The sequence below is a fragment of the Serratia sp. GW822-FHT06E05 genome, assembly GCF_058799445.1.
Map to the genome: position 1 here is coordinate 1,360,196 of NZ_JBXALM010000001.1, position 19,807 is coordinate 1,380,002.

The window sequence follows — 19,807 nt, forward strand, 5'->3', positions numbered from 1 at the left end:
AAAAAGCCCGCCGATACGCGCTATCGGCGGGCTTTTTTATGGCTATTTAATTCAGGCGGGCATTAATCGCCACGGCGAAATCACGGCACATCTTTTCATCGCCTTCGGCGTTATCGGCCAGCACGCGATCGCCATCCACCACGCGGATATGTGCCGCCAAATCGAAGTCTGCCGCCGGCTGTGGCCGGACAACCGCAGCCGCTATGGTTTGCTGCGCAGCCTGCCAGGCCTGCGCCACCGTCTGATTACAGGCCTGCGCCAGATAGTCCGGATTGAAACCTTCACCGGTCAAACTACGCAGCGTGTCGTCGTGGCTGACACCGTTACCCGGCAGCCAGTAATGACGCGCCAGATCCGGACCAATTGCCGGGTTATCGGTAAGGTAACCGTCGCGCTGCAAGAAGAAGTGTCGCGTCTGCTCAACCGCCATCAGCGCCAGCAGATAGCCCTGATATGAGCAGGCCGATTCCAGCGACAACAAATGCGGGATCGCCAGCGTCGGCCGCGGGCTGCCGCTGATGCCCAATATTTTTTGCTCAACTTCACGTGCCAGTGCGGTTATCGCTTCTGGCGTGCGCTGTTCGTCATCCCACTGATACAACGCCCACTCAAAGTAAGGCACCAGTAAAATATGACGTTCGTTGAACGCACGCATCGGCTGACGCGCAGCGATGCTGGCCTCAATCAACGTATCCGGCACTGCCTCACCCGCCGCGTTTTTCGCATAGCGTTTCAACCAATCGGCGTCGTCCAGCAGGCTGTCACAGAACATCGACTGGGTTTCGGCGTAGGCCATCGAGGTCGGGGGGAATTCCTGCGAAAAACAGGGCGCATTCTGGCAGATATTGGCAAAGTGCGCGGCGTGACCGCCTTCGTGGAACAAGGTATTTAAACCATGAGCCCCGCTGCCGACCTGATCCGGCTGCGCCAGGCTGGTAAAGTTAATGCGTGCCGGTAGCCATTTTCCCTGCTGGATAAACGGCGGCACTGGCCCATGCATAAACCCGTTTTCATACTTGCCCTCGCGCACCAGCAGATCGAGATCCATCTGCGCACCGCGAAACCCGATATGCAGCCGTTTAAAGCTGTTGATCCAACGCTCCAGCGACTGGGCAAACGGGAAGTATGGATCCAGTTGGCGGGTCACATCACCGGCGCTGGCAAAACGTACGTTCCAGGGTTCCAGTGCCTGTTCACCCTTCTCCGCCGCCAACTGCTGCAGGCTACGTGAGTTGGCTTCGCGAGTTTGCTGCTCGAAGCGATCAAGGATGGCGAACAGCTGTTCCGGCGTCATACGCTCGGTTTTGTTCACCTTGTAGTCAAAATAGTTACGAAAGCCCATCTGGCGAGCAAAACGGTTTCGCAGGCTAATCAGCTCCGGCAGGCCGTTATGCAACAGCCACTGCTCCAGTTCACGCAGCGCGTTCTGCGAGCTGCGGCGATACTCTTCATTTTCATTGGTCGCCTGATTGGTCAACAGCTCGCCGAGCGAGGCATTTACCCGCTGCCCGGCGGCATTCAAGTGGCTGACCGGGTTAGCCTTGCGGCGGGTATAAAGATCCGCCTCAGCGCTGATGATTTGATCCAACAGCGTTTGAGCCTCGGCATCTTCAATCGCGTTGCAATCAAAAAAGCGTAGCCAACCGTTCAGCCCGTGCTGCAGCGCATCTCGCTGAGCATCCTGCGACAGGGCCTCCAGCCCGGCCAACAGTTGACGAATTTCCGCTAACCGACGCGGCTCGGCGATAAAACGTTTATAGGCGCTTTCCGCCTCCGAGAAGCGGGCCGAAACGCCCTCACCGCCAATGCCCATATAGTTTTGCCAAAACAAATCTTCTTTGGTGCGGTGCACCTCAAGATAGTCCTGATTCAATTGATTGAAGTAATCGAGAGCCTGTTGCATAACCATCCTTTCAGCCGATTAGCGAAATATTCCAGTATAGCCAAGGGTTTTACGCGCTGCGTAAACGTTCAAGTCCCTGTTCCAGGGTGTCGACTTCACCGGCGGCCAACAGGCAGCAGGCGATCTGGCGTTGGATCGCCAGCGGGATCGCCACGTCCCCAGCCAGACAACGCTCAGTCCAGCGAGCGGTGGTTTCTGCATCCTTGGCTGCCGGCAGCTCCGGCGTGGGCTCCTGCTCCGGACGCTCCAGCAACACTTGCTGCTCGCCGTTAACGATGTAGTGGATCTGCGGGCAGCGCTGAGGATTGGCGTACGCCTCCCCTTCAGTGCCGTGCATCAGCAAGCCACGAGCGCCAATTTGACGGAAGAAAGAAGCCACCCGACCGACGTATTCCGGATGCGACACGCTGGCAATGCGCAACACATCCTGTCCAGCAAACGGCGTTGCCAGTTTGGCCAGCGTATGGGCGCTATTACGTACCCCCATGCGCCAGCGCAGGCCAAGTTGCAGATCCAAAGGGGCAGACAGCGCCGAGACCGGGATAAACACCGTTTCGCCGTTATCCAAACGCCGTTGGGCATGGGCAGCATCTTGTGACCAGGGCAGGCCCAGCGCCTGAAAAGTTTCCGCGCTGGTAACCCGGGTACTGTCGTCCAGCACGCCGTGCACCACTACCGGCAACCCGACGCGCGTCAGCAACAACGCCAACAACGGTGTCAGATTCGCCTGCTTGCGTGCTCCGTTATAGCTTGGCAGCACCACCGGCATCGGTCGTCCCTGCGGCGCCTGCAGACGCATCACCTGTTGCTGCATCGCCTGATAAAAACCGAGCATTTCCTCTTCGGCTTCGCCTTTAATCCGCAGGGCGATCAGAATACCGCCCAACTCCAGCTCGCCCACCTCACCGGCCAGCATCTTTTGATAGAGCTGGAAAGCGGTTTCCCGATCCAGATCGCGCGCATGGTTTTTGCCACGGCCGATTTCTTTGATAATTTTGGTGTAATCCATCGTTCTGCTGTCCCCTGATCCAATCTGGGATCAGCATACCCTATCCGCGTCGACGCTCAACCTCATCCGCCAGTTGCTGCTGGTCCGAATCGCCTGCTCGCAGCCCGGCGATCACCCCATCAGCGTCTTCGGCACTGCGGTTTTGGCTCATTTTCCATTTGCCCAAACGTTCGGTTACGACTATCTCAATGCCGACAATGCCCTGGATCTGTGCGGCAATATAGTGGGCCGGAGCATCTTCCATTCGCCAGGGTTCAGGTTGACGCCCCTCCTGCAGCGCAGTTAAACCCTCCAGCTGTTGTCGCAGCCAGCGGGCATCGTCCGTGATCCGTGGCGTACCGCACAGCTGTACCACGCTGTAATTCCAGGTGGGTACCACTTTGCCGCTCCGCCGTTTGGTCTCATACCAACCAGGGGAAATATATCCGTCTCTTCCCTGAAAAATCACCAGGCACTCACTGGCGGCCTGTAACAGCCGCCAATGGGAATTGGCACGGGACAAATGCGCCCGCAGCAGGACGTTACCCTGCTCATCGGCATCGATTAAAAAGGGCAGCGGATCCGCCACCAGGCCCTGCTCCCCCTGGCTGATTAACATGCCGAGCGGGTTGGCGCGCACCAGCGCAATTTGAGCGTCCAGTTGGTCTTCACGGAATGAGGCGGGCAGATACATTACCTTGGCTCCTTGGGAATTTACGGTTGGCGGTAAATAGCAATAACACCCGCCATGGGTTTACTGAAGGGCCAGTTTGCGTTGTTTTTGGATGATCCACCTCAGCAAGCCGAAGGCAACGGCCATCGCCAGCAGGTTGTAAACCATCGCGCCGGCAAACGCCTGTCCGTAACGTTCTGCGCCAGCACCGCCCGCCAACAGGGGAACAAAAAACGCGCCGCTGGCGGCAATCCCCAACGCCCCGCCCACCTGCTGCACGGTCGAAATCACCCCGGCGGCCATGCCGGCCTGATGCTCTTTCGCCAGCCCGAGCACCAAATTAAGCAACGGCGTCATGCTCAGCGCCTGGCCGAAGCCCAGGATCACCAGCCCCGGCAATAACCACAACGGCTGTACCAATGCCGCGCCCGACAGCACCTCCACCACCAACAGCGCCATTCCGGCGGCATAGACTGCGACGCCAAGCGCCAGCACGCCGTTCCCCCAGCGTTGCACCAGCCCCGGTGCCAGGAACGAGGCCAGCATAAATGCCGCGCTGGCGGGGGCAAACAGGCTACCGGCCTGAAACGGCGTCAGGCCTATTCCCGCTTGCAGCAGCAGGGCAAAACACAGAAAGAACGAAGAGGCGGTCGAGTAAATCGCCAGCACCACGCCCACCCCAGGGGCAAAACTGCCCTGCCGCAACAGCGCAGGATCCAGGACCGCATCCCCAGAACGCTGCGCCAGACACCGCTCCCAGCGAATAAAAGCCCACAGCATGCCAATTCCGCAAGCCAACGCCGGTAATACCCACCAGGGCCAGCTGCGCGATGGCCCTTCCAACAAGGGCACTAGCAGCAACAGCAAACCGGTCGCCGCCAACAGCAAGCCCATGCCGTCCAGCCGCTGTGCTTGTTCAAGACGTGACTCGGGAATGCGACGCGCCGCCACGATTGCCAATACGCCAATCGGCAGATTGATCAGAAAAATCATACGCCAGCCGCTGCCGAAAACATCGGCTTCAATAATAAACCCGCCGAATATCTGGCCGAAAATCGCCGCCAGCCCCAGCGTCATCCCCAGCCAGGCAAAGGCGCGCCGCCGCTGATGTGGGTTGTACAATACGCGCATCAACGCATATATCTGCGGAAACAGCAGAGCCGCGGCGGCCCCCTGAAGAAAACGCGCAACGATCAGCATACTCAGTGACGTAGCCATACCGCACAGCGCCGACGTCAGCGAAAACCCCAGCATGCCGAGGCTAAACATACGCTGTCGCCCGAAGCGATCGCCCAGACGTCCACCGGCAATCAACAACACGCCGAATGCCAACTCATAACCGGCAATGATCAACCCCACGCCAGCGAAACTGGCCGCGAACTGCTGCTGGATCACCGGCGCCGCGACGTTCACCACAAACAGGTCAAACACCGTCACAAAACCGCCCAACAGCAACACCGGTAACCCCACCAGACGACGATCGCCTTGTGCTAATGACTGTTCCATACGTGCCTCCAAAGATTACGATGGCGGCAGTATGGAACATGTCATAAACTGTTACTATATAGCCAGTTATACTATTACTAACAGCAACAGGAAGGCCTCTATGCCACCGCGTACCCTCAACCGAACCCGTCAGGATCTGGCGGATTTCCTGCGTCAAAAACGCGAGAAGCTGTCACCGCAGGCCGTCGGCTTACCGAGCGGCACGCGTCGCCGTACGCCGGGGTTGAGGCGCGAAGAGGTCGCCGCGTTGGCAGGCGTAGGATTGACCTGGTACACCTGGCTGGAACAGGGGCGGGAAATCAACGTTTCGGTCGATTTTCTGGAAAATCTGGCGCGGGTATTAAAGCTGGATGCGACCGGGCGCTACCATCTGTTTTTGCTGGCGCATCAACGCCCGCCGGTACCGGTCGGTCATCAGTGGTGTCAGGTTTCACCGCTGGTGCGCCGCTTGCTGGACGATCTGCAACTGCGCCCGGCTTACGTGATGAATCTGAGCTGGGACATCATCGCCTGGAACCCGGCGGCGGAACGGCTATTCGCGATTGGCGATCGCCCGGCGGATCAGCGCAATATGCTTTGGATGCTGTTTGCCGATCCTCAACTCAATCAACGGCTGGTGGAATGGCAAGCGCAGGCACCGCAAATCCTCGCCAGCTTCCGCCGCGACTATGCGCGTGCGCCACAAGACGCCACCATGCAACAGCGGGTGCAGGCGCTGGAGCAGGTTTCGCCTCAGTTCCGTCAGCTGTGGCAACAGCATGACATTCACGGTCGCTGCCAGGGAGAACGCACGTTCATTGTGCCGGGCGCCGGCCAGGTAACCTTCGAACATGCGTCGTTTATTGTCGATGAAGAAAATCATTTGCGGCTGGTGATGTACAGCGCGCTACCGCAATGCCCGGCCAGCGCGGCTTTTGAAGCATCCTTGCAGGAGTAAGGCTATTTGCGGCTGTCAAAAATCAGCTTGTAGGCCAGCCCGGCGAACACGCCGCTCAACAGGTAATTCGGCCAGCGCGCACTGAAACGGCGGCCGACAAAACGGTTTTTCATGCCGCTGACCGCCAGGATCAACCCACCGTTAATCACCAACCCCACCAGATTTAACACCGTCGCCAGCAACAGCATTTGTACCACCAGCGAACCGGCGTGTGGATCGATAAACTGTGGGAACAGCGCTAAAACGAACAGCGCCATTTTTGGGTTAAGAATGTTGGTGAATAATCCCTGCCGGAAAATGCGTGCAGCCGGTACCGCCGCCAATCCCGCAGAAGCCTGCAAACTGCTGCCGGATCGCAGCGTTTTCCACGCCAGATACAGTAAATAAGCAGCGCCTAACATACGCACCGCATCATAGGCCAGCGGGACAGTGACAAACAGTTGCGACAAGCCTAACGCCGCCGCCAGCGCGTGGCAATAGGTACCCAGTTGGATCCCCGCCAGTGACGCGAAACCGGCACGGCGCCCCTGGCTAACGCTGCGCGAGGCAATCAGCAACATATCCGGACCAGGGGTCACCGTCAGCGCCAGACAGGCCCCGGAAAACAGCAAAATGGTGGAAGCATCGATCATAATTCACCCGTACGCAGCATGGTGGGAAGCAGACTTTATCATAGCCGCGCCACCGGCGTTTACCAGCGCCAAATCATTGCCACGGCGCTTGGGGAGTGAAGGCCGCCAGCAGGGCATCAATGGCGACCCTCACCCGTAACGGCATGCCGGTCCCTTTTAGCCAGACCACGTTAATCGCCAGCCCCGCACCGCAGCTGCCGGGTAAAACCTCACGCAACGTCCCGGCCCTCAGCGCATCATGCGCCAGCCAACGCGGCAGCATGGCAACCCCCTGACCGGCGCAGGCAGCCCCCAGCACCGCCTCCATATTGCCCAATCTTAAACGGGCCGGTGGCGACAGCCGCTGAGCTTTACCCTGCTCATCCAGCAAATGCCACGGCTGGCTACGCCCATCACGCAGTAAGCCAATCGCCTGATGCTGCGACAGTTCTGCTAGCGTGCTCGGTTCCCCCTGTCGTGTCAGATAACCCGGTTCAGCACAGAGTATTTGCCGCTGCTCACCCAGTTGCCGGGCGGTGATGGCCGCAGCATCACCCGGCGAACCGATACGCACTGCCAAATCGATCCCCTCTTCCGCCAAATCTGCCGCACGGTTGGAAAACAACGCTTCAATGTGCAATTTCGGGTAACGGTCCGCCAATGCCAGCAGCGGCGGCATCACCCACTTTTGGCCGAACAGCACCGGCAGCGATACCCGCAGTCGTCCCTCCGGCGTTTGGGCCCGAACCGCCAGCTGATTTTCCGCCGCTTCCAGTGCCGCCAGCGCCTTCAGGCAATCGTCATAGAACAACTGCCCTTCATCGGTCAGCGACAGGCTGCGCGTGGTGCGTTGGAACAACCGCACCTGCAGCCGCTGTTCCAGCCGAGCCACGGCTTTACCCACCGTTGAACGCGAAAGGCCCAGTTGCTCGGCGGCACGGCTAAAACCACCGGCCTGCACCGCCTGCACAAAGGCGCGGATTGCATGTAATCGTTCGCTGGAAATCATGATACCTGCCCTATTGGCGATATTAATTCGCCTATTAAACGATGAAACAACGCCACTGGCTACCGCCTTCGCTGAGTAAACTGAACGCACTCTTTCTCTGCCAGGAAACCCCTATGAGCGAACGCAGTGAAATTCTGACCGACAGCGGCCCCCCCCAACTATGGCGTCTGCTGATTGGCATCAGTATCGCCAGCTTTTTGGGCTGTATCGATTTCACCATCGTCAATACCACCATCCCTGCGATCCAGCGTGAGCTGGCCGCCAGCCTGAGCAGCGTACAATGGGTGATGACGTTGTTCGTGATGGCACTGTGCGCCTTTATGGTCAGCGCCGGGCGGCTGGCGGATCTGTATGGCCGTCGTCGGGTGTTGTACTGCGGAATGCTGACGTTCGCCGCCGCGTCGTTGGGCGCCGGGCTCTCAGGCAGTATTGAGCTGCTCAACGTCTGGCGTTTTGTGCAGGGCGCCGCCTGCGCGGTACTGTACACCGCTACTACGGCCATTGTCGCCGATGCCTGGCCGCCGCAGCAGCGCGGTCGTGCAATCGGCATTTTGCTGGCGGTCAACGGCCTGGGTCTGGCGATCGGCCCGGTGGCCGGTGGCCTGTTGGTCGGTTCCCTGGGCTGGCGCTGGGTGTTTCTGTTGAACGTGCCGCTGATTGCGCTGAGTTTCGCCTTCTGCCTGGAAACCGTTCGAGAGTCTCGCGCCCAACAAGGCAGCAGGCTGGATATCCCCGGTTTATTGCTGTTGGTGATCGGCGTTGCCGGGCTGCTGCTGGCCATCAGTCAGGGCAGCCAATGGGGATGGCTGAGCGCAAAAACCGGGTTAACGGCTGCACTGGCGCTCGCCGCGCTCGGCCTGCTACTGCCGGTTGAACGACGGGCACATTCGCCGCTGGTACCGCTGGTTTTGCTGCGGCGTCCCGCCTTTTTGCGCGTTTGCCTGATGAGCGTGCTATTGGCCTTTTTCTACTGCGCCGCTTTCTTTTTGATGCCGATTTACCTGGAGAACACCCGCCACTACCAGGGAACGATGCTGGGACTGTTGTTGCTGCCAACCACCGCGGTGATGGCAGCCCTCTCGCCCTGGGTCGGCAGATGGGTGGATAAATCCGGCCCACGCGCGGCGTTGATCCTCGGTTTTGCCGCCCTTGCCGGCTCCGCGGCCCTGCAAAGCCGGTTTAACGTCGACAGCCCGCTGCCGCTGCTGCTCGGTGCCTTCGCCCTGATGGGGCTGGGCTGGGGCTGCATTCTCGGCCCGCTGGTGTTGGCGACGCTCAACAGCGTCAACGAATCGCAAAGCGGCGGCGCGTTAGGCATCACCTGGACACTGCACAATCTCGGCGGCGCCGTTGGCCTGGCGGTGGCGACCCTGATTTACCCGAGCTACGGCTACACGCCGGTGATGTTGTTGCTGTTGGCGCTGTCATTGTTCGGGGGCCTGCTTGCCGCCTGGCGCAGCCGCTAGCCGAACACGGCGCTCCCCCAGCAGGTTCATGCCTGCCGCCGCCAGCAAAATGAGGGCAGCGCCGGCAAACTGCAGCGCCACCAATCGGTGACCGAACGCCAGGCGATCCACCAGCATGGCGGCGATCGGATAAATAAACGACAGCGAACCTGTCAGGTTGGTCGGCAACTTTTGGATCGCGCCATACAGCAACACATACATGATCCCGGTGTGCAATACACCCACCGTCACCAGCATGCCCCACTGTCCGGCATTGGCCCGCGCGTGGAAATCTACCATCGGCAACAGCATCAGCGCGCCGACCGTTACCTGGATCAAGGCGATCAGATGCGGTGGCGTCCCTTTCAGCCGTTTGGCGGCCAGCGCCATCAGCGCGTAAAAAAATGCCGCGCCCAGCGACAACAAAATGCCCATCAGGTAGTTGTTCTGTCCACCGGCCTGTTTGGGTTGCGCCAACACCACCAGCGTCATGCCGATAAACGCCAATACCAACCAAAACAGCTTACGCAGGGTCAGCTTCTCGCCGAGAAACAGCGCCCCCAGCGCCACCAGCATGAACGGCTGCGTGTTATACACCGCCGTCGCGATGGAGATCGACGCATAGGAATAGGCAGCAAACAACAACAGCCAATTGACCACCAGCGCTACGCCGCCGGCGATTGCCACCAACAACGTAGTACGCGTCAGGCTGTCGCGCCGCAGCTGCCCCAGCGCAGCACAAATGGCTAGCAGCACCAGCGCCCCTACCGCACAGCGCCAGAACACCACGTTGATCACCGGCTGGCCGGACATCAGCACAAACCAGCCGATGGTACCGGAAATCAGCATCGCGGCGATCATCTCCAGCGAGCCGCGTTTTATCTCTGCATTCATCTTGGTTTCCTCACAGTAAGCCTATGCACTTAGCTTGCGGCTTTCCTGCAGCGGTTTCCATGGCATAAAAAAGGCAATAATGCTTAAATTCCTTTTTAATTAAGGCATGAATTGAAAAAAACCTAATGGAGAGCCTATGGATGCTATCGATCGTCAAATCCTGAACCTGCTGGCAGAGGATGCGCGGGTATCGCTGAAAACCCTCAGCGCCAGCGTCGGGTTGTCATCACCCAGTACCTCGGAGCGGCTGCGGCGGCTGGAGGAGAGCGGCGTGATCCAGGGCTACACCCTGAACGTCAATTTGCAGGCGTTGGGCTACGCTTTTCAGTCGCTGGTGCGCATCAAACCGCTGCCGGGCATGCTGAAAAAGGTCGAGCAAATGATTCAGGAGATCCCGGAGGTGGTTGAGTGTGACAAGGTGACCGGCGAAGACTGCTTTATCGTGCGCCTGGTGGCACATTCGATGGAGCAACTCGACCAGATCCTCGATCGGCTGGCCGAGCGCGCACAGAGCAATACCTCCATCGTCAAAACAACGCCGGTGAAACGCCGCCTGCCGCCAATGCTGTGATTAACGGGTACGTTTGCGGGCGAACGGGCTCTTGCGCTTCTTGCTCTTTTTCTCCGCTTCGGCGGCGGATTTAAGCGCTGCCTGGTGTGCCTTGTCGGCTTCAGGCACCTCACGCTGTTCGATGGGGAACACCGGCAATGCCGCCAGCAGGCGCGAGCCATAGCTTTTGGTCAGCAGGCGGCGATCGTAAATCACGATCTCGCCGTGGCATTCGTTGCTGCGGATCAGTCGGCCCACCTGCTGGATCAGGTTGAACGAAGCGCTCGGCAGGCTTTGTACCTCGAAGGGATAACGCTTCAGCGACTTCAGCCACTCGCCTTCGGTCAGGATCACCGGGCTGTCGATCGGCGGGAAGGCGATCTTGTGAATATGCACCTGGGTCAGCAATTCCCCTTTCAGATCCAACCCTTCAGCAAACGACTGCAGGCCGATCAGCACGCTGGCAGTGCCTTTTTCGACCCGCTTGCGGTGCTCTTCCACCAAGCGATAACGCGGTTGATCACCCTGTACCAACAGCATCAGGCGCAAATCGGTCACGTAGCTGAGGAAGGTCTGCATCGCCCGATGACTGCTGAACAGGATCAGCATGCCCTTGTGTTTGCCGCTGGCCTGCTCGGCGCGGAAAAAGCGCGCCATCTCTTCCAGATGCTCAGCTTCGTTGGCCATCGCCGGTTCGAAACGCATGTTCGGGATGACAATCTTGCCCTGCTCAACGTGGTTAAACGGCGAAGACAGGGTTTCGAAACGATCGCCGGCCTTCTCGCTCAGCCCGCTCATTTCCTGCAGGCGCGCAAAGCTGTTCAATGAACGCAGAGTCGCCGAGGTGACGACCACATGCGGCACCTTGCGCCACAACAGCTTTTCGAGCTGGTCGCTCACGCGAATGCCTACGCAGTGCAAATACAGGTGCGTCACGTTATCGCGCAAATCGCGCGTGACCCATTTGGAGATCGGCGCATTGGAAGACTTGTCCAGCGCCGCCAGCCGCCACAGTTTGCTCATCGCCTCCAGATAACCCAGGGTGCGGCTCATCTGAATGATTGAACGGTGCAGTCGCACAATGTCGTGCTTACCGGTTTGCTCGCTGAGATCGTTGAGGATAAATTCCGCCACCCCACGCAACGCGTCAGTCAGCTTGAACAAGCGTGCGCTGGTTTCCACCATCGCCGCAGGCAGTTCGCCCATTTCAAACCGGTGTTCGGCAATCACGGTGTCGGTCGGCAGATAGGCGCTGACCTGATGCTCGAAAATCTGGATCAGCTCACGCATCTCTTCGCAGTGATTTTTCAAACGTTCGTCGTTGGTCAGCCCCGGTGGGCTTTTCGGGCGATATTGCGTCATGCACTGTTCAACCTGACGCACGATCATGTCCAGTTGCAAATTGGTCGACAGCGCGGTGATTTCACCGTCAATCTCTAGCGCGTCACGCGCCACTTCCGGCAGGTGATGGCCTTCGTCCAGCACCAGCAACAGCTCTTTCGGGTTGGGCAGTACCGATTCCGTTTCCAACGCCGCCATCACCAGAGCATGGTTAGCCACCACCACGTCGGCGGTTTCAATCTCTTTACGGGCGAGATAAAACGGGCATTCGCGGATGTAGTGGCAGTTGCGCCCCAGGCAGTTGGCCTTGTCGGTGCTGAGCTTAATCCACAGCGGATCGTCGATCGTCAGCTGATAATGATCGCGCAACCCGTCCCACTCATGGCGGCTGAGCGCTTTGCTCAGTTTCTGGCACAGCGCCTGCTCTTCCCCGCTGGAAGGGGCCAGTTCGTCATCCAGGAACAGCGTCAGATCGCCCTGCTCGCTGACGTCGGTGCTCAATGCCGCCAGATTACGCGGGCAAACATAGCGCCCGCGGCCAAAGGCACCAGTGAATTTCAGATCGGGAATGATCTTCTTCAGCAACGGCAAATCCTTGCTGTAGATCTGATCCTGCAGCGCCACGTTGGCGGTACTGACCACCAGGGGTTTGCTCTCCGCGCGGCCTACGGCGATCCCTGGGATCAGGTACGACAGGGTTTTGCCCACGCCGGTCGGCGCCTCAATCGCCAGGTGGCGCGGATAATCTCCGGCCAGGGTTTTCGCGACTTCGGCGATCATCTGCCGTTGCGGTGCACGGGAAATAAAATCCGGTATTTGTTGCTGCAGGGCTTTGTACCACTGGCCAATCTGATCTTTAACTGCGGGGGAGAGCGCCATTCAACTCTGTATCTCAACGAAATGATGGCGCTATTGTCCCACAGACCGTCGGCTGCGTCAGCCTAGCCTTCGATCATTGAAGCGCGACCCGCACTGAACGACCACTCGTCCTGTTGGGTGGTGGTAATCACTACCATCACATCCTGCGGGCTCAACTGCAGGTTTTCTTCCAGCAACGCCGCCAACCGCTGATAAAAACGCTGTTTGGTGGCGGTATCGCGCGGACGGCCAATGGTGATGTAAAACAGCACATAATCCGCCGAACGTGGGCCGCCGAGATAATGGGGATCGTAAATCAGCTCGCCGGGGCGGTATTGATCAATGACCTGAAACTTGTCGGCCGGCGGCACGCTAAAAGTCTCGACCAGCGCCTGGTGCAGGCTGTCAGATAAGGTTTTCAGGTATTGCGCTGACTTGCCCTGATGCAAAGCGATACGGCTGAATGGCATGGGACTACTCCTGTTTCAATTCGCGCAGGCGTGCCACGGCAGAGGCCGCCGCTGGCCAACCGGCATAAAACGCCAGATGAGTGATCGCCTCGGCGAGCTGTTCAACGCTCACGCCATTGCGTTCGGCCAGTTGCAGATGAAACGGCATCTGCTCCACGCGGTTGAGCGCCACCAGCGCCGCCACGGTGATCAGACTGCGCTCGCGCGGCGTGAGCCCCGGTCGCTGCCATACATCGTCGAATAATACGCTGTCGCTGAGCTGCGCCAACTTGGGGGCAATGTCGCCAAACGCCTGCTGTCCAGCCTGTTGGGAAGGTTGCATCTTGCACTCCTGCTGCTTAAGGGAAGCTTTACGCTACCCTCAACCTGCATGGCTGAAAATCGGGATTTTCAGCATCAATCATTCACATAAACAGGACAATAAGCCCTCCTGATGCGCTGAATGAAGTCGTCAACGTATAAATCTCACGCATGATTTTTGGCAGCGACCTGATGGGCATCACGGGGAATTCTGGATGCCCGTAGAAGAAACAGACGCTTTCCGCGAGATTTTTAATCGTTCGACATGGAAATGAATATTTTGTCATAAATAGATCACATAACTACGGTAAAAAATCCTCGCTGCAAACAAACAGGCGGCACAGTGAAACAGCAGTACTACTGATGATAAGCGTCTTTCAATCGAATAAAGCAGGGTAAATCATGAAACGTAATCTTCTGGCCGTTATTATTCCGGCACTTTTAATTGCGCAGACAGCACAGGCAGCAGAAATCTACAATAAAGACGGCAACAAACTTGATTTTTACGGCCGCGTAAAAGCACTGCACTATTTCTCTGACGATGCCGGTAATGATGGCGATAAAACCTATGTGCGTATCGGTTTTAAAGGCGCTACTCAAATTAACGATATGCTGACTGGCTATGGCCAGTGGGAATATCAAATAGCAGCCAACCACTCTGAATCTGACGGCACAAAAGATACCAAAACCCGTTTGGGCTTCGCCGGTCTGAAATATAAAGATATCGGTTCATTCGACTACGGCCGCAACTACGGCATTATCTATGACGTCGGCGCCTGGACGGATATGCTGCCTGAGTTCGGTGATGACGCCTACGTCAAAACCGACAACTTTATGAATGGTCGTACCAACGGCGTGGCAACCTACCGTAACAATGACTTCTTCGGCCTGGTCGAAGGTCTGAAGTTCGCGGTACAGTACCAGGGCAAGAACGAAAACGACGGCCGTTCCAACAGCAAGGCGAACGGCGACGGTTGGGGTCTGTCTTCCAGCTATGAAATCATCGACGGCCTGAGCGTGGGTGCCGCCTATGCCTCTTCCAACCGTACTGCCGGGCAAAAAGCGGGTACCTTCGGTAAGGGCGACAAAGCTGATATTTGGGCCGGCGGCCTGAAATACGACAACAACGATGTTTACCTGGCAGCAACCTATTCGCAAAGCCGTAATATCGCGCCAATCTCCGGCACCGCCACTATCAATAATAATTCCACTTCCGTAAGCGGCTTTGCCAATAAGGCGGAAGGTCTGGAATTGGTTGCGCAATATCAGTTCGACTTCGGTCTGCGTCCATCGCTGGGTTATGTTCAGCAGAAAGGCAAAGATATTGAAGGCATCGGCGACGCCGACCTGGTGAAATATATCGACGTTGGCGCCTACTACTATTTCAACAAGAACATGTCGACCTATGTCGATTATAAAATCAACCAACTCGACAGCGATAACAAGCTGGGTCTGAAAGACGACAACGTGATTGCCGTCGCCCTGACCTACCAGTTCTGATGTGATGAATAACCACCACTGCAAACCTTAGCTTCACTTTATACCCAGAGTTACTTCGCCGGGCGGCAACGCCCGGTTTTTTCATTTGTGCTTTTATCGCCTGTTCCTGCCTCATTTACCGCTGCATATCCCGTAACCGCACGCGGAAACTTGCCTTATAAAACAATCGGGTCTAGATGTATAGCTTCCGCCTTAGACAGGGAAAGCTCATGCACACCGATGAAAACTTCGAGTACCAAAGCGCCCTGCGCTACAGCAGCGACGAGCTGGCGCAGATCCTTTGTCATTGTTTTGAAAACTATATTGTACGTTTCGTGATTGACGGTGATACCTTCGCCCGCCGTTTTGGTGCCGAAGACCTCAGCCTGAACGACAGTATTATCGTTACCCACCAGCAACAACCGGTAGCGCTGGCGCTGATCAGCCGCCGGGGCCTGCACAGCCGGATATCGGCACTCTCCATCCGTCCGGAAATGCGCGGCAAAGGCTTGGGAAAAGCCTTGATGAAGCGCATTGTCGCCGACGCGCATCAGCGCGGCGATCGTCAACTGTCATTGGAAGTGATTGAGGGGAACGAGGCCGCGTTGGCGCTCTACCATCGGGCCGGGTTGCAAATCGTCCGCACGCTGACCGGGCATCTGGCCGCTACGCCGGTACTTGCCGAAGTTGCGCAGTTACAAGAGATCGACCCACTGTTCGTCTCTCACCGCCTGATTGCCGAGGGTGCCACCGACCTGCCCTGGCTGATCGCGCCGGAGACGTTGTTCAAGCTACCCGGCAAACCCCATGCTTTCAGCCTTGGCCACCAGGCCTATGCGGTGGTGCAGTTGGGCGCCGACAAGTGCTTTTTGCGCATGATCTACGTGCCGCCGCAGCACCGCAGCCAGGGCCATGCCCGTACCATGCTGGCTGCATTACAGGCGAAGTTTGCGCCGCTACCACTGGTAGCCAACGTTTACGTTCCTGAAGTGGCCGCCCCCTTCTTCGACCGACTCGGCTGGCAGCAGGACGCCTTGCGCCAGTTTGAAATGACGATGACCTTGAACACACCACAATAACAATCAGAGAGTGATTTATTTATGGCAGGAATAATGAGACAGAAAATGGCCCTCGGCGCGGCGATCGGCATTGCGCTGGTGACCCTGACCGGCTGCGTGCAGCCAGCAAAAACCGATCGGCAGGCCCAACAGCAGTTGGCTGAGCAATCCGTGCTGGCGCTGAACTGGTTCCAGCAATCCGGCGAATATCAGGCCCTGACGCATCAGGCCTTCAACAGCGCCAGGCTGGCCTTTGATCAGGCCAAGGCCGCGCCGGGCAAGAAGAAGGCCGTGGTGGTCGATTTGGACGAAACCATGCTGGACAACAGCCCTTATTCCGGCTGGCAGGCGCAGCAGGGCCAACCGTTCGCCGCTACCACCTGGGCGAAGTGGTCACAGGCGCAACAGGCCGGCGCGGTGCCAGGTGCCGTGCAGTTTGCCCGCTACGTCAACAGCCATCAGGGCACCATGTTTTACGTCTCCAACCGCAAACAGTCTGAATACGCCGCCACGCTGGCCAATATGCAAAAATTGGGCTTCACCGGCATGTCGGAAAAAACCGTGCTGTTAAGCGGTGATACCTCCAACAAGCAGGCGCGTTTCGACGCAATCAAGAACGCCGGTTACGACATCGTGGTTTACGCCGGTGACAACCTGAACGACTTCGGCGCCGCGACCTACCACAAAGATAACGCGCAGCGGCGGGCGTTCGTCGCCGACAACCAAAGCAAATTCGGCACCGAGTTTATCGTGTTGCCCAACCCGTTGTACGGCGATTGGGAAAGCGGCATGGCGAAGGACTATAACAAGCTGACGCCAGAGCAAAAGCTACAGATTCGCCAACAGGCAATCAAGGCCTGGAACGGACAGTAACCTCCCAAGCCTTGCAGGGACGGCGCTGGCTGCATTCTGATTAAGGGGGCGATACGTTCGCCCCCTTAGGCGATAACGCTTGAAAAACGACGGGGTAGTCAGAGCAATTTATACATATAACTGGTGGCATCCAGCGCACCGCCATTGCTGGCGCGTGCGTATTGCGGAATGCTGCCCGCCAGTTGAAAGCCCAGCCGACGGTACAGGCCTTCCGCCGTGTCGCCGGTCAGGGTATCCAGCACCAGTAAATGCCGTTGATGCTCAACCGCCAGCTGTTGCACCTGCAACATCAGGCTGCGGGCAATGCCCTGACGGCGAGCATCCGGGTGCACCATCAGCTTCACCACCTCCGCCCGGTGGCGGCCGTTATCAGGCATATCCAGCAGCAGTTGCACCGTACCGACCACCCTTCCGGCATCTCGATCTCGGGCCACCAGCAGCAGCCTTTCCTTCCGTTCAATAGCCGGCAACAGACGGTGCCAGAACGCCTGCGCCTGCTCAAGGCTAAACGGCATGACAAAACCGATGCTCGCCCCCTGCGAGACGCTGGCATGCAGCATCGCCGCCAGTTCAGGGATCGCACTCTGTACCGCATCGACGTTCAATTGCTGTATCTCAATCATGATTATGGCCTGCAGATAACGAGGGTGTAATGGGCCGGCTCGGGGCCGGGTGCATGAAATTTTGAAGCGCCGAATAAGCGGTAACGCAGGCAATCGCCCGGTTCTAGCTGAAAAGTTCGCGCCTCCAGCGTCAATTCAAGCCGGCCTTCCAGCAGCCATAAATGGTGTTCAAGCGCGTGTATCGAAGGGGCGTCATAAGCGATCACCGCGCCGGCCTCCAGCGTGCCCTCAATAAATTCCGCCTTATAGAGGGCGGCTGGCGGCGATACCGAACGACGATGAAAACCGCTGGCGCGATCAACCCACACCGTCTGCTGTTCGCGATGCAGCAACTCTGGCGGTTCGTCCTCAACCTCGCTCAGCAGCCGTGACATGGTCAGCCCATATGCCGCGCACAGTTTGTTCAACAACGAGGCGGTCGGGCTGGTTTCCGCACGCTCAACCCGCGATAGCGTTGCCCGGCTGATGCCGGTTTGCTGCGCCAACGCTTCCAGCGACCAGCCCTGCTGCTGGCGTAAATCAGACAGCCGTTGCGCCAAGCGAAGGTCGGCGCTGTCCACTCCGTTATCCATGATCTCTATAGCCCTGATATGAAAAATCCCATATGAGAGAAATAATCTCAAATACGGGATTCGTCAATCAGATTTTAAAGTAAACCCTGCGAAGTTATAAAAACCAGCAGGCGGCACCCGCCTTATTCAGGACGAACGCATTCGCTCACAGGGGTGACAGAGAGCGACAACCCCGGCGATGCCAGCGCAATTTCGGCATCGCTGGTTGCCACAACAGGTGGAGTAATCGCCGCACAGCGCCAGGCGCTAAAAACCGCCAGCAGCGGCGCCAAGGCAAACAGCAGGAACAGCCAGCGCGCGGCGGAGGCGGCACCCGGTGCCCCACCCGGCACGTTCAGTCCGGCCAGGTTGGCGACCATCCCCGCCAACGCGGCACCGAACGCGGTGGCAAACAGTTGCACCGTAGTGATCGACGCGCCGGCAATATCCTTATCCGCCTCTGGCGAGACTTGCAGAATACGCGTCAGCAGATGTGGCCAGCCAAAACCGATACCAAACCCCACCACTGTCAGAGCGATGACAATCGGCGTCAGTGCCGACCAATGACCTCCGGAAGGCGTTGGCATCAATACGCCCAGGGCCAATAGCCCGACAAACACAAACAGCGGCCCGCTGATAATGGCCCGGCGCATACCCGCACTGCGCCAGCCCGAACTGAGGATCTCCGACAGCGTCCAGCCCGCCGCCATGGTGGCTGCGATATAGCCGGAAATCAGCGGTGACTGCCCGTGCAGCGTTTGCAGGAAATAAGGCACGAAGATTTCGCTGGTCATGCCCACAACCAGCAGGGAGACGGTGATATACAGCGAAGCCAGAGGGGAACCGCGGCGTAAAGCGCCTTGAGGTAGTAGACGGGCGCGGGAGTGCGCTTCACGGCGAATCAGCCAAACCATCATCAGCACAGCCAATGCAATACCGCCAAAATTGACCCAGGCGCTGTCGGCCAGGCTGCCGGCGGATACCACCAGCACCGCCACCGCCAGCAGCAACAGCTGGGCTACCGGCAGCGGCGCTGCCTGCTGTTGCGGTTTGCCTTTCGGCAGGATCAGGAAGGTGAACCCGGCGTACAACACCATGATTGGCAACAGGATTCCAAAGGCCCAGCGCCAGGCGTTCAGTTCGGCGAAAATGCCGCCCACCGCCGGTCCCACCAGCGTAGCAATACCCCACATCGCCGAAATCAGCGCCATTGCCCGCGGCCAAAGTCTTTGCTCAAACACCAGGTTGATCATGGCGTACGAAAGCGCGAAAATCAGCCCGCCGCCGAACCCCTGCACGGTGCGACCTATCAGCATCACCGGCATCGACGGCGCCAATGCACACAGCATTGCCCCGGCAATAAAGAACAGCGACGCCACCAGATAGGCACTGCGTGCACCGTAACCACTGAGCAGACGTGCAGATAACGCCGATCCGAGAATCGACGCCACCACAAACAGCGTGGTGTTCCAGGCATACAGATTCAGGCCGCCAATATCCTGCACCACCGAGGGCAGAATGGTGGTGGCGACCAGAATATTGATCGCATGCAGCGCTACGCCGAGTGAGAGCGCGATCGCACTGGCGCCATTTTTGCCAGAGAATAAGTCGGCCCAGCGGCTATCATCGTTGGTTATCACGGTTGTCGTCCTGTTTTCAGAGGAAGGGCATTGAGTTAATAGTGATATTGCGTTAAATTTAACAAGAGTTAACTTGGAATAATGGTAGGGCGAGGCGG

Annotated in this window: 19 protein-coding genes; 6 read left to right on the forward strand and 13 right to left on the reverse strand. The window is 58.1% G+C overall.

The genetic code is table 11. From position 1 onward, the window contains the following. Nucleotides 1–46: 46 nt before the first annotated feature. Genes AC1RKC_RS06390 through AC1RKC_RS06405 form a run of 4 tightly spaced genes read right to left on the reverse strand, consistent with a single transcriptional unit; the run spans nt 47 to nt 5,070 of the window. Complete coding sequence (locus tag AC1RKC_RS06390) at nt 47–1,903, reverse strand: M3 family metallopeptidase (protein WP_493091830.1); 1,857 nt, start codon at nt 1,901–1,903, stop codon at nt 47–49. 49 nt (nt 1,904–1,952) lie between these two features. After that, nucleotides 1,953–2,912, reverse strand: a complete 960-nt coding sequence (ybiB, locus tag AC1RKC_RS06395; RefSeq protein ID WP_392456893.1) for a DNA-binding protein YbiB — start codon at nt 2,910–2,912, stop codon at nt 1,953–1,955. A gap of 40 nt (nt 2,913–2,952) precedes the next feature. After that, complete coding sequence (locus tag AC1RKC_RS06400) at nt 2,953–3,585, reverse strand: FMN-binding negative transcriptional regulator (RefSeq protein WP_258089999.1); 633 nt, start codon at nt 3,583–3,585, stop codon at nt 2,953–2,955. A 60-nt stretch (nt 3,586–3,645) separates the two neighbouring features. Further along, on the reverse strand, nt 3,646–5,070 hold the full coding sequence (locus AC1RKC_RS06405; protein ID WP_258090000.1) for an MFS transporter: 1,425 nt from the start codon (nt 5,068–5,070) through the stop codon (nt 3,646–3,648). 100 nt (nt 5,071–5,170) lie between these two features. On the opposite strand from AC1RKC_RS06405, the gene AC1RKC_RS06410 reads away from it, so the two are divergent. Further along, the gene (locus AC1RKC_RS06410; RefSeq protein ID WP_020825894.1) at nt 5,171–6,007 is read left to right on the forward strand and encodes a helix-turn-helix transcriptional regulator; all 837 of its coding nucleotides are present in this window, start codon (nt 5,171–5,173) and stop codon (nt 6,005–6,007) included. Between the two features lie 2 nt (nt 6,008–6,009). Here the strand turns inward: AC1RKC_RS06410 and AC1RKC_RS06415 are convergent, their stop codons facing one another. After that, complete coding sequence (locus AC1RKC_RS06415) at nt 6,010–6,639, reverse strand: LysE family translocator (protein WP_493091828.1); 630 nt, start codon at nt 6,637–6,639, stop codon at nt 6,010–6,012. 73 nt (nt 6,640–6,712) lie between these two features. Then, nucleotides 6,713–7,627, reverse strand: a complete 915-nt coding sequence (locus AC1RKC_RS06420) for a LysR family transcriptional regulator (RefSeq protein ID WP_493091827.1) — start codon at nt 7,625–7,627, stop codon at nt 6,713–6,715. Nucleotides 7,628–7,740: 113 nt separating this feature from the next. Between AC1RKC_RS06420 and AC1RKC_RS06425 the strand changes: the two genes are divergently transcribed. Then, entirely contained in the window at nt 7,741–9,093 is a 1,353-nt protein-coding gene (locus AC1RKC_RS06425) for an MFS transporter (protein WP_493091825.1), read from the forward strand. Here AC1RKC_RS06425 and AC1RKC_RS06430 read toward each other — a convergent pair. After that, nucleotides 9,052–9,966, reverse strand: coding sequence for a DMT family transporter (locus tag AC1RKC_RS06430; RefSeq protein WP_046374138.1), 915 nt, complete (start codon nt 9,964–9,966; stop codon nt 9,052–9,054). The genes AC1RKC_RS06425 and AC1RKC_RS06430 overlap by 42 nt on opposite strands. A gap of 136 nt (nt 9,967–10,102) precedes the next feature. Here AC1RKC_RS06430 and AC1RKC_RS06435 point away from each other — a divergent pair, with 136 nt between their 5' ends. After that, nucleotides 10,103–10,537: an Lrp/AsnC family transcriptional regulator gene (locus AC1RKC_RS06435; protein ID WP_020825889.1), complete on the forward strand. Its 435-nt coding sequence runs from the start codon at nt 10,103–10,105 to the stop codon at nt 10,535–10,537. Here the strand turns inward: AC1RKC_RS06435 and dinG are convergent, their stop codons facing one another. The 3 genes from dinG to AC1RKC_RS06450 all read right to left on the reverse strand — a co-directional run bounded on the left by dinG (nt 10,538) and on the right by AC1RKC_RS06450 (nt 13,507). Further along, complete coding sequence (gene dinG, locus AC1RKC_RS06440) at nt 10,538–12,736, reverse strand: ATP-dependent DNA helicase DinG (RefSeq protein WP_256813879.1); 2,199 nt, start codon at nt 12,734–12,736, stop codon at nt 10,538–10,540. Nucleotides 12,737–12,798: 62 nt separating this feature from the next. Beyond that, nucleotides 12,799–13,185, reverse strand: coding sequence for a tautomerase family protein (locus AC1RKC_RS06445; protein WP_201895590.1), 387 nt, complete (start codon nt 13,183–13,185; stop codon nt 12,799–12,801). Between the two features lie 4 nt (nt 13,186–13,189). Then, on the reverse strand, nt 13,190–13,507 hold the full coding sequence (locus AC1RKC_RS06450) for a carboxymuconolactone decarboxylase family protein (protein ID WP_020825886.1): 318 nt from the start codon (nt 13,505–13,507) through the stop codon (nt 13,190–13,192). 380 nt (nt 13,508–13,887) lie between these two features. On the opposite strand from AC1RKC_RS06450, the gene ompC reads away from it, so the two are divergent. The 3 genes from ompC to AC1RKC_RS06465 all read left to right on the forward strand — a co-directional run bounded on the left by ompC (nt 13,888) and on the right by AC1RKC_RS06465 (nt 16,895). After that, nucleotides 13,888–14,985, forward strand: a complete 1,098-nt coding sequence (ompC, locus tag AC1RKC_RS06455) for a porin OmpC (protein ID WP_046374141.1) — start codon at nt 13,888–13,890, stop codon at nt 14,983–14,985. Between the two features lie 209 nt (nt 14,986–15,194). Further along, nucleotides 15,195–16,043: a GNAT family N-acetyltransferase gene (locus AC1RKC_RS06460; RefSeq protein WP_130015985.1), complete on the forward strand. Its 849-nt coding sequence runs from the start codon at nt 15,195–15,197 to the stop codon at nt 16,041–16,043. A 33-nt stretch (nt 16,044–16,076) separates the two neighbouring features. Then, on the forward strand, nt 16,077–16,895 hold the full coding sequence (locus AC1RKC_RS06465; protein ID WP_391581065.1) for a 5'-nucleotidase, lipoprotein e(P4) family: 819 nt from the start codon (nt 16,077–16,079) through the stop codon (nt 16,893–16,895). 98 nt (nt 16,896–16,993) lie between these two features. Here the strand turns inward: AC1RKC_RS06465 and AC1RKC_RS06470 are convergent, their stop codons facing one another. From AC1RKC_RS06470 to AC1RKC_RS06480, 3 genes are all read right to left on the reverse strand, one after another. Further along, complete coding sequence (locus AC1RKC_RS06470; protein WP_020825882.1) at nt 16,994–17,518, reverse strand: GNAT family N-acetyltransferase; 525 nt, start codon at nt 17,516–17,518, stop codon at nt 16,994–16,996. 2 nt (nt 17,519–17,520) lie between these two features. Then, nucleotides 17,521–18,090, reverse strand: a complete 570-nt coding sequence (locus AC1RKC_RS06475; RefSeq protein ID WP_048761487.1) for a helix-turn-helix domain-containing protein — start codon at nt 18,088–18,090, stop codon at nt 17,521–17,523. Nucleotides 18,091–18,212: 122 nt separating this feature from the next. Continuing rightward, the gene (locus AC1RKC_RS06480) at nt 18,213–19,709 is read right to left on the reverse strand and encodes an MFS transporter (RefSeq protein WP_243404610.1); all 1,497 of its coding nucleotides are present in this window, start codon (nt 19,707–19,709) and stop codon (nt 18,213–18,215) included. Between the last annotated feature and the right edge of the window lie 98 nt (nt 19,710–19,807).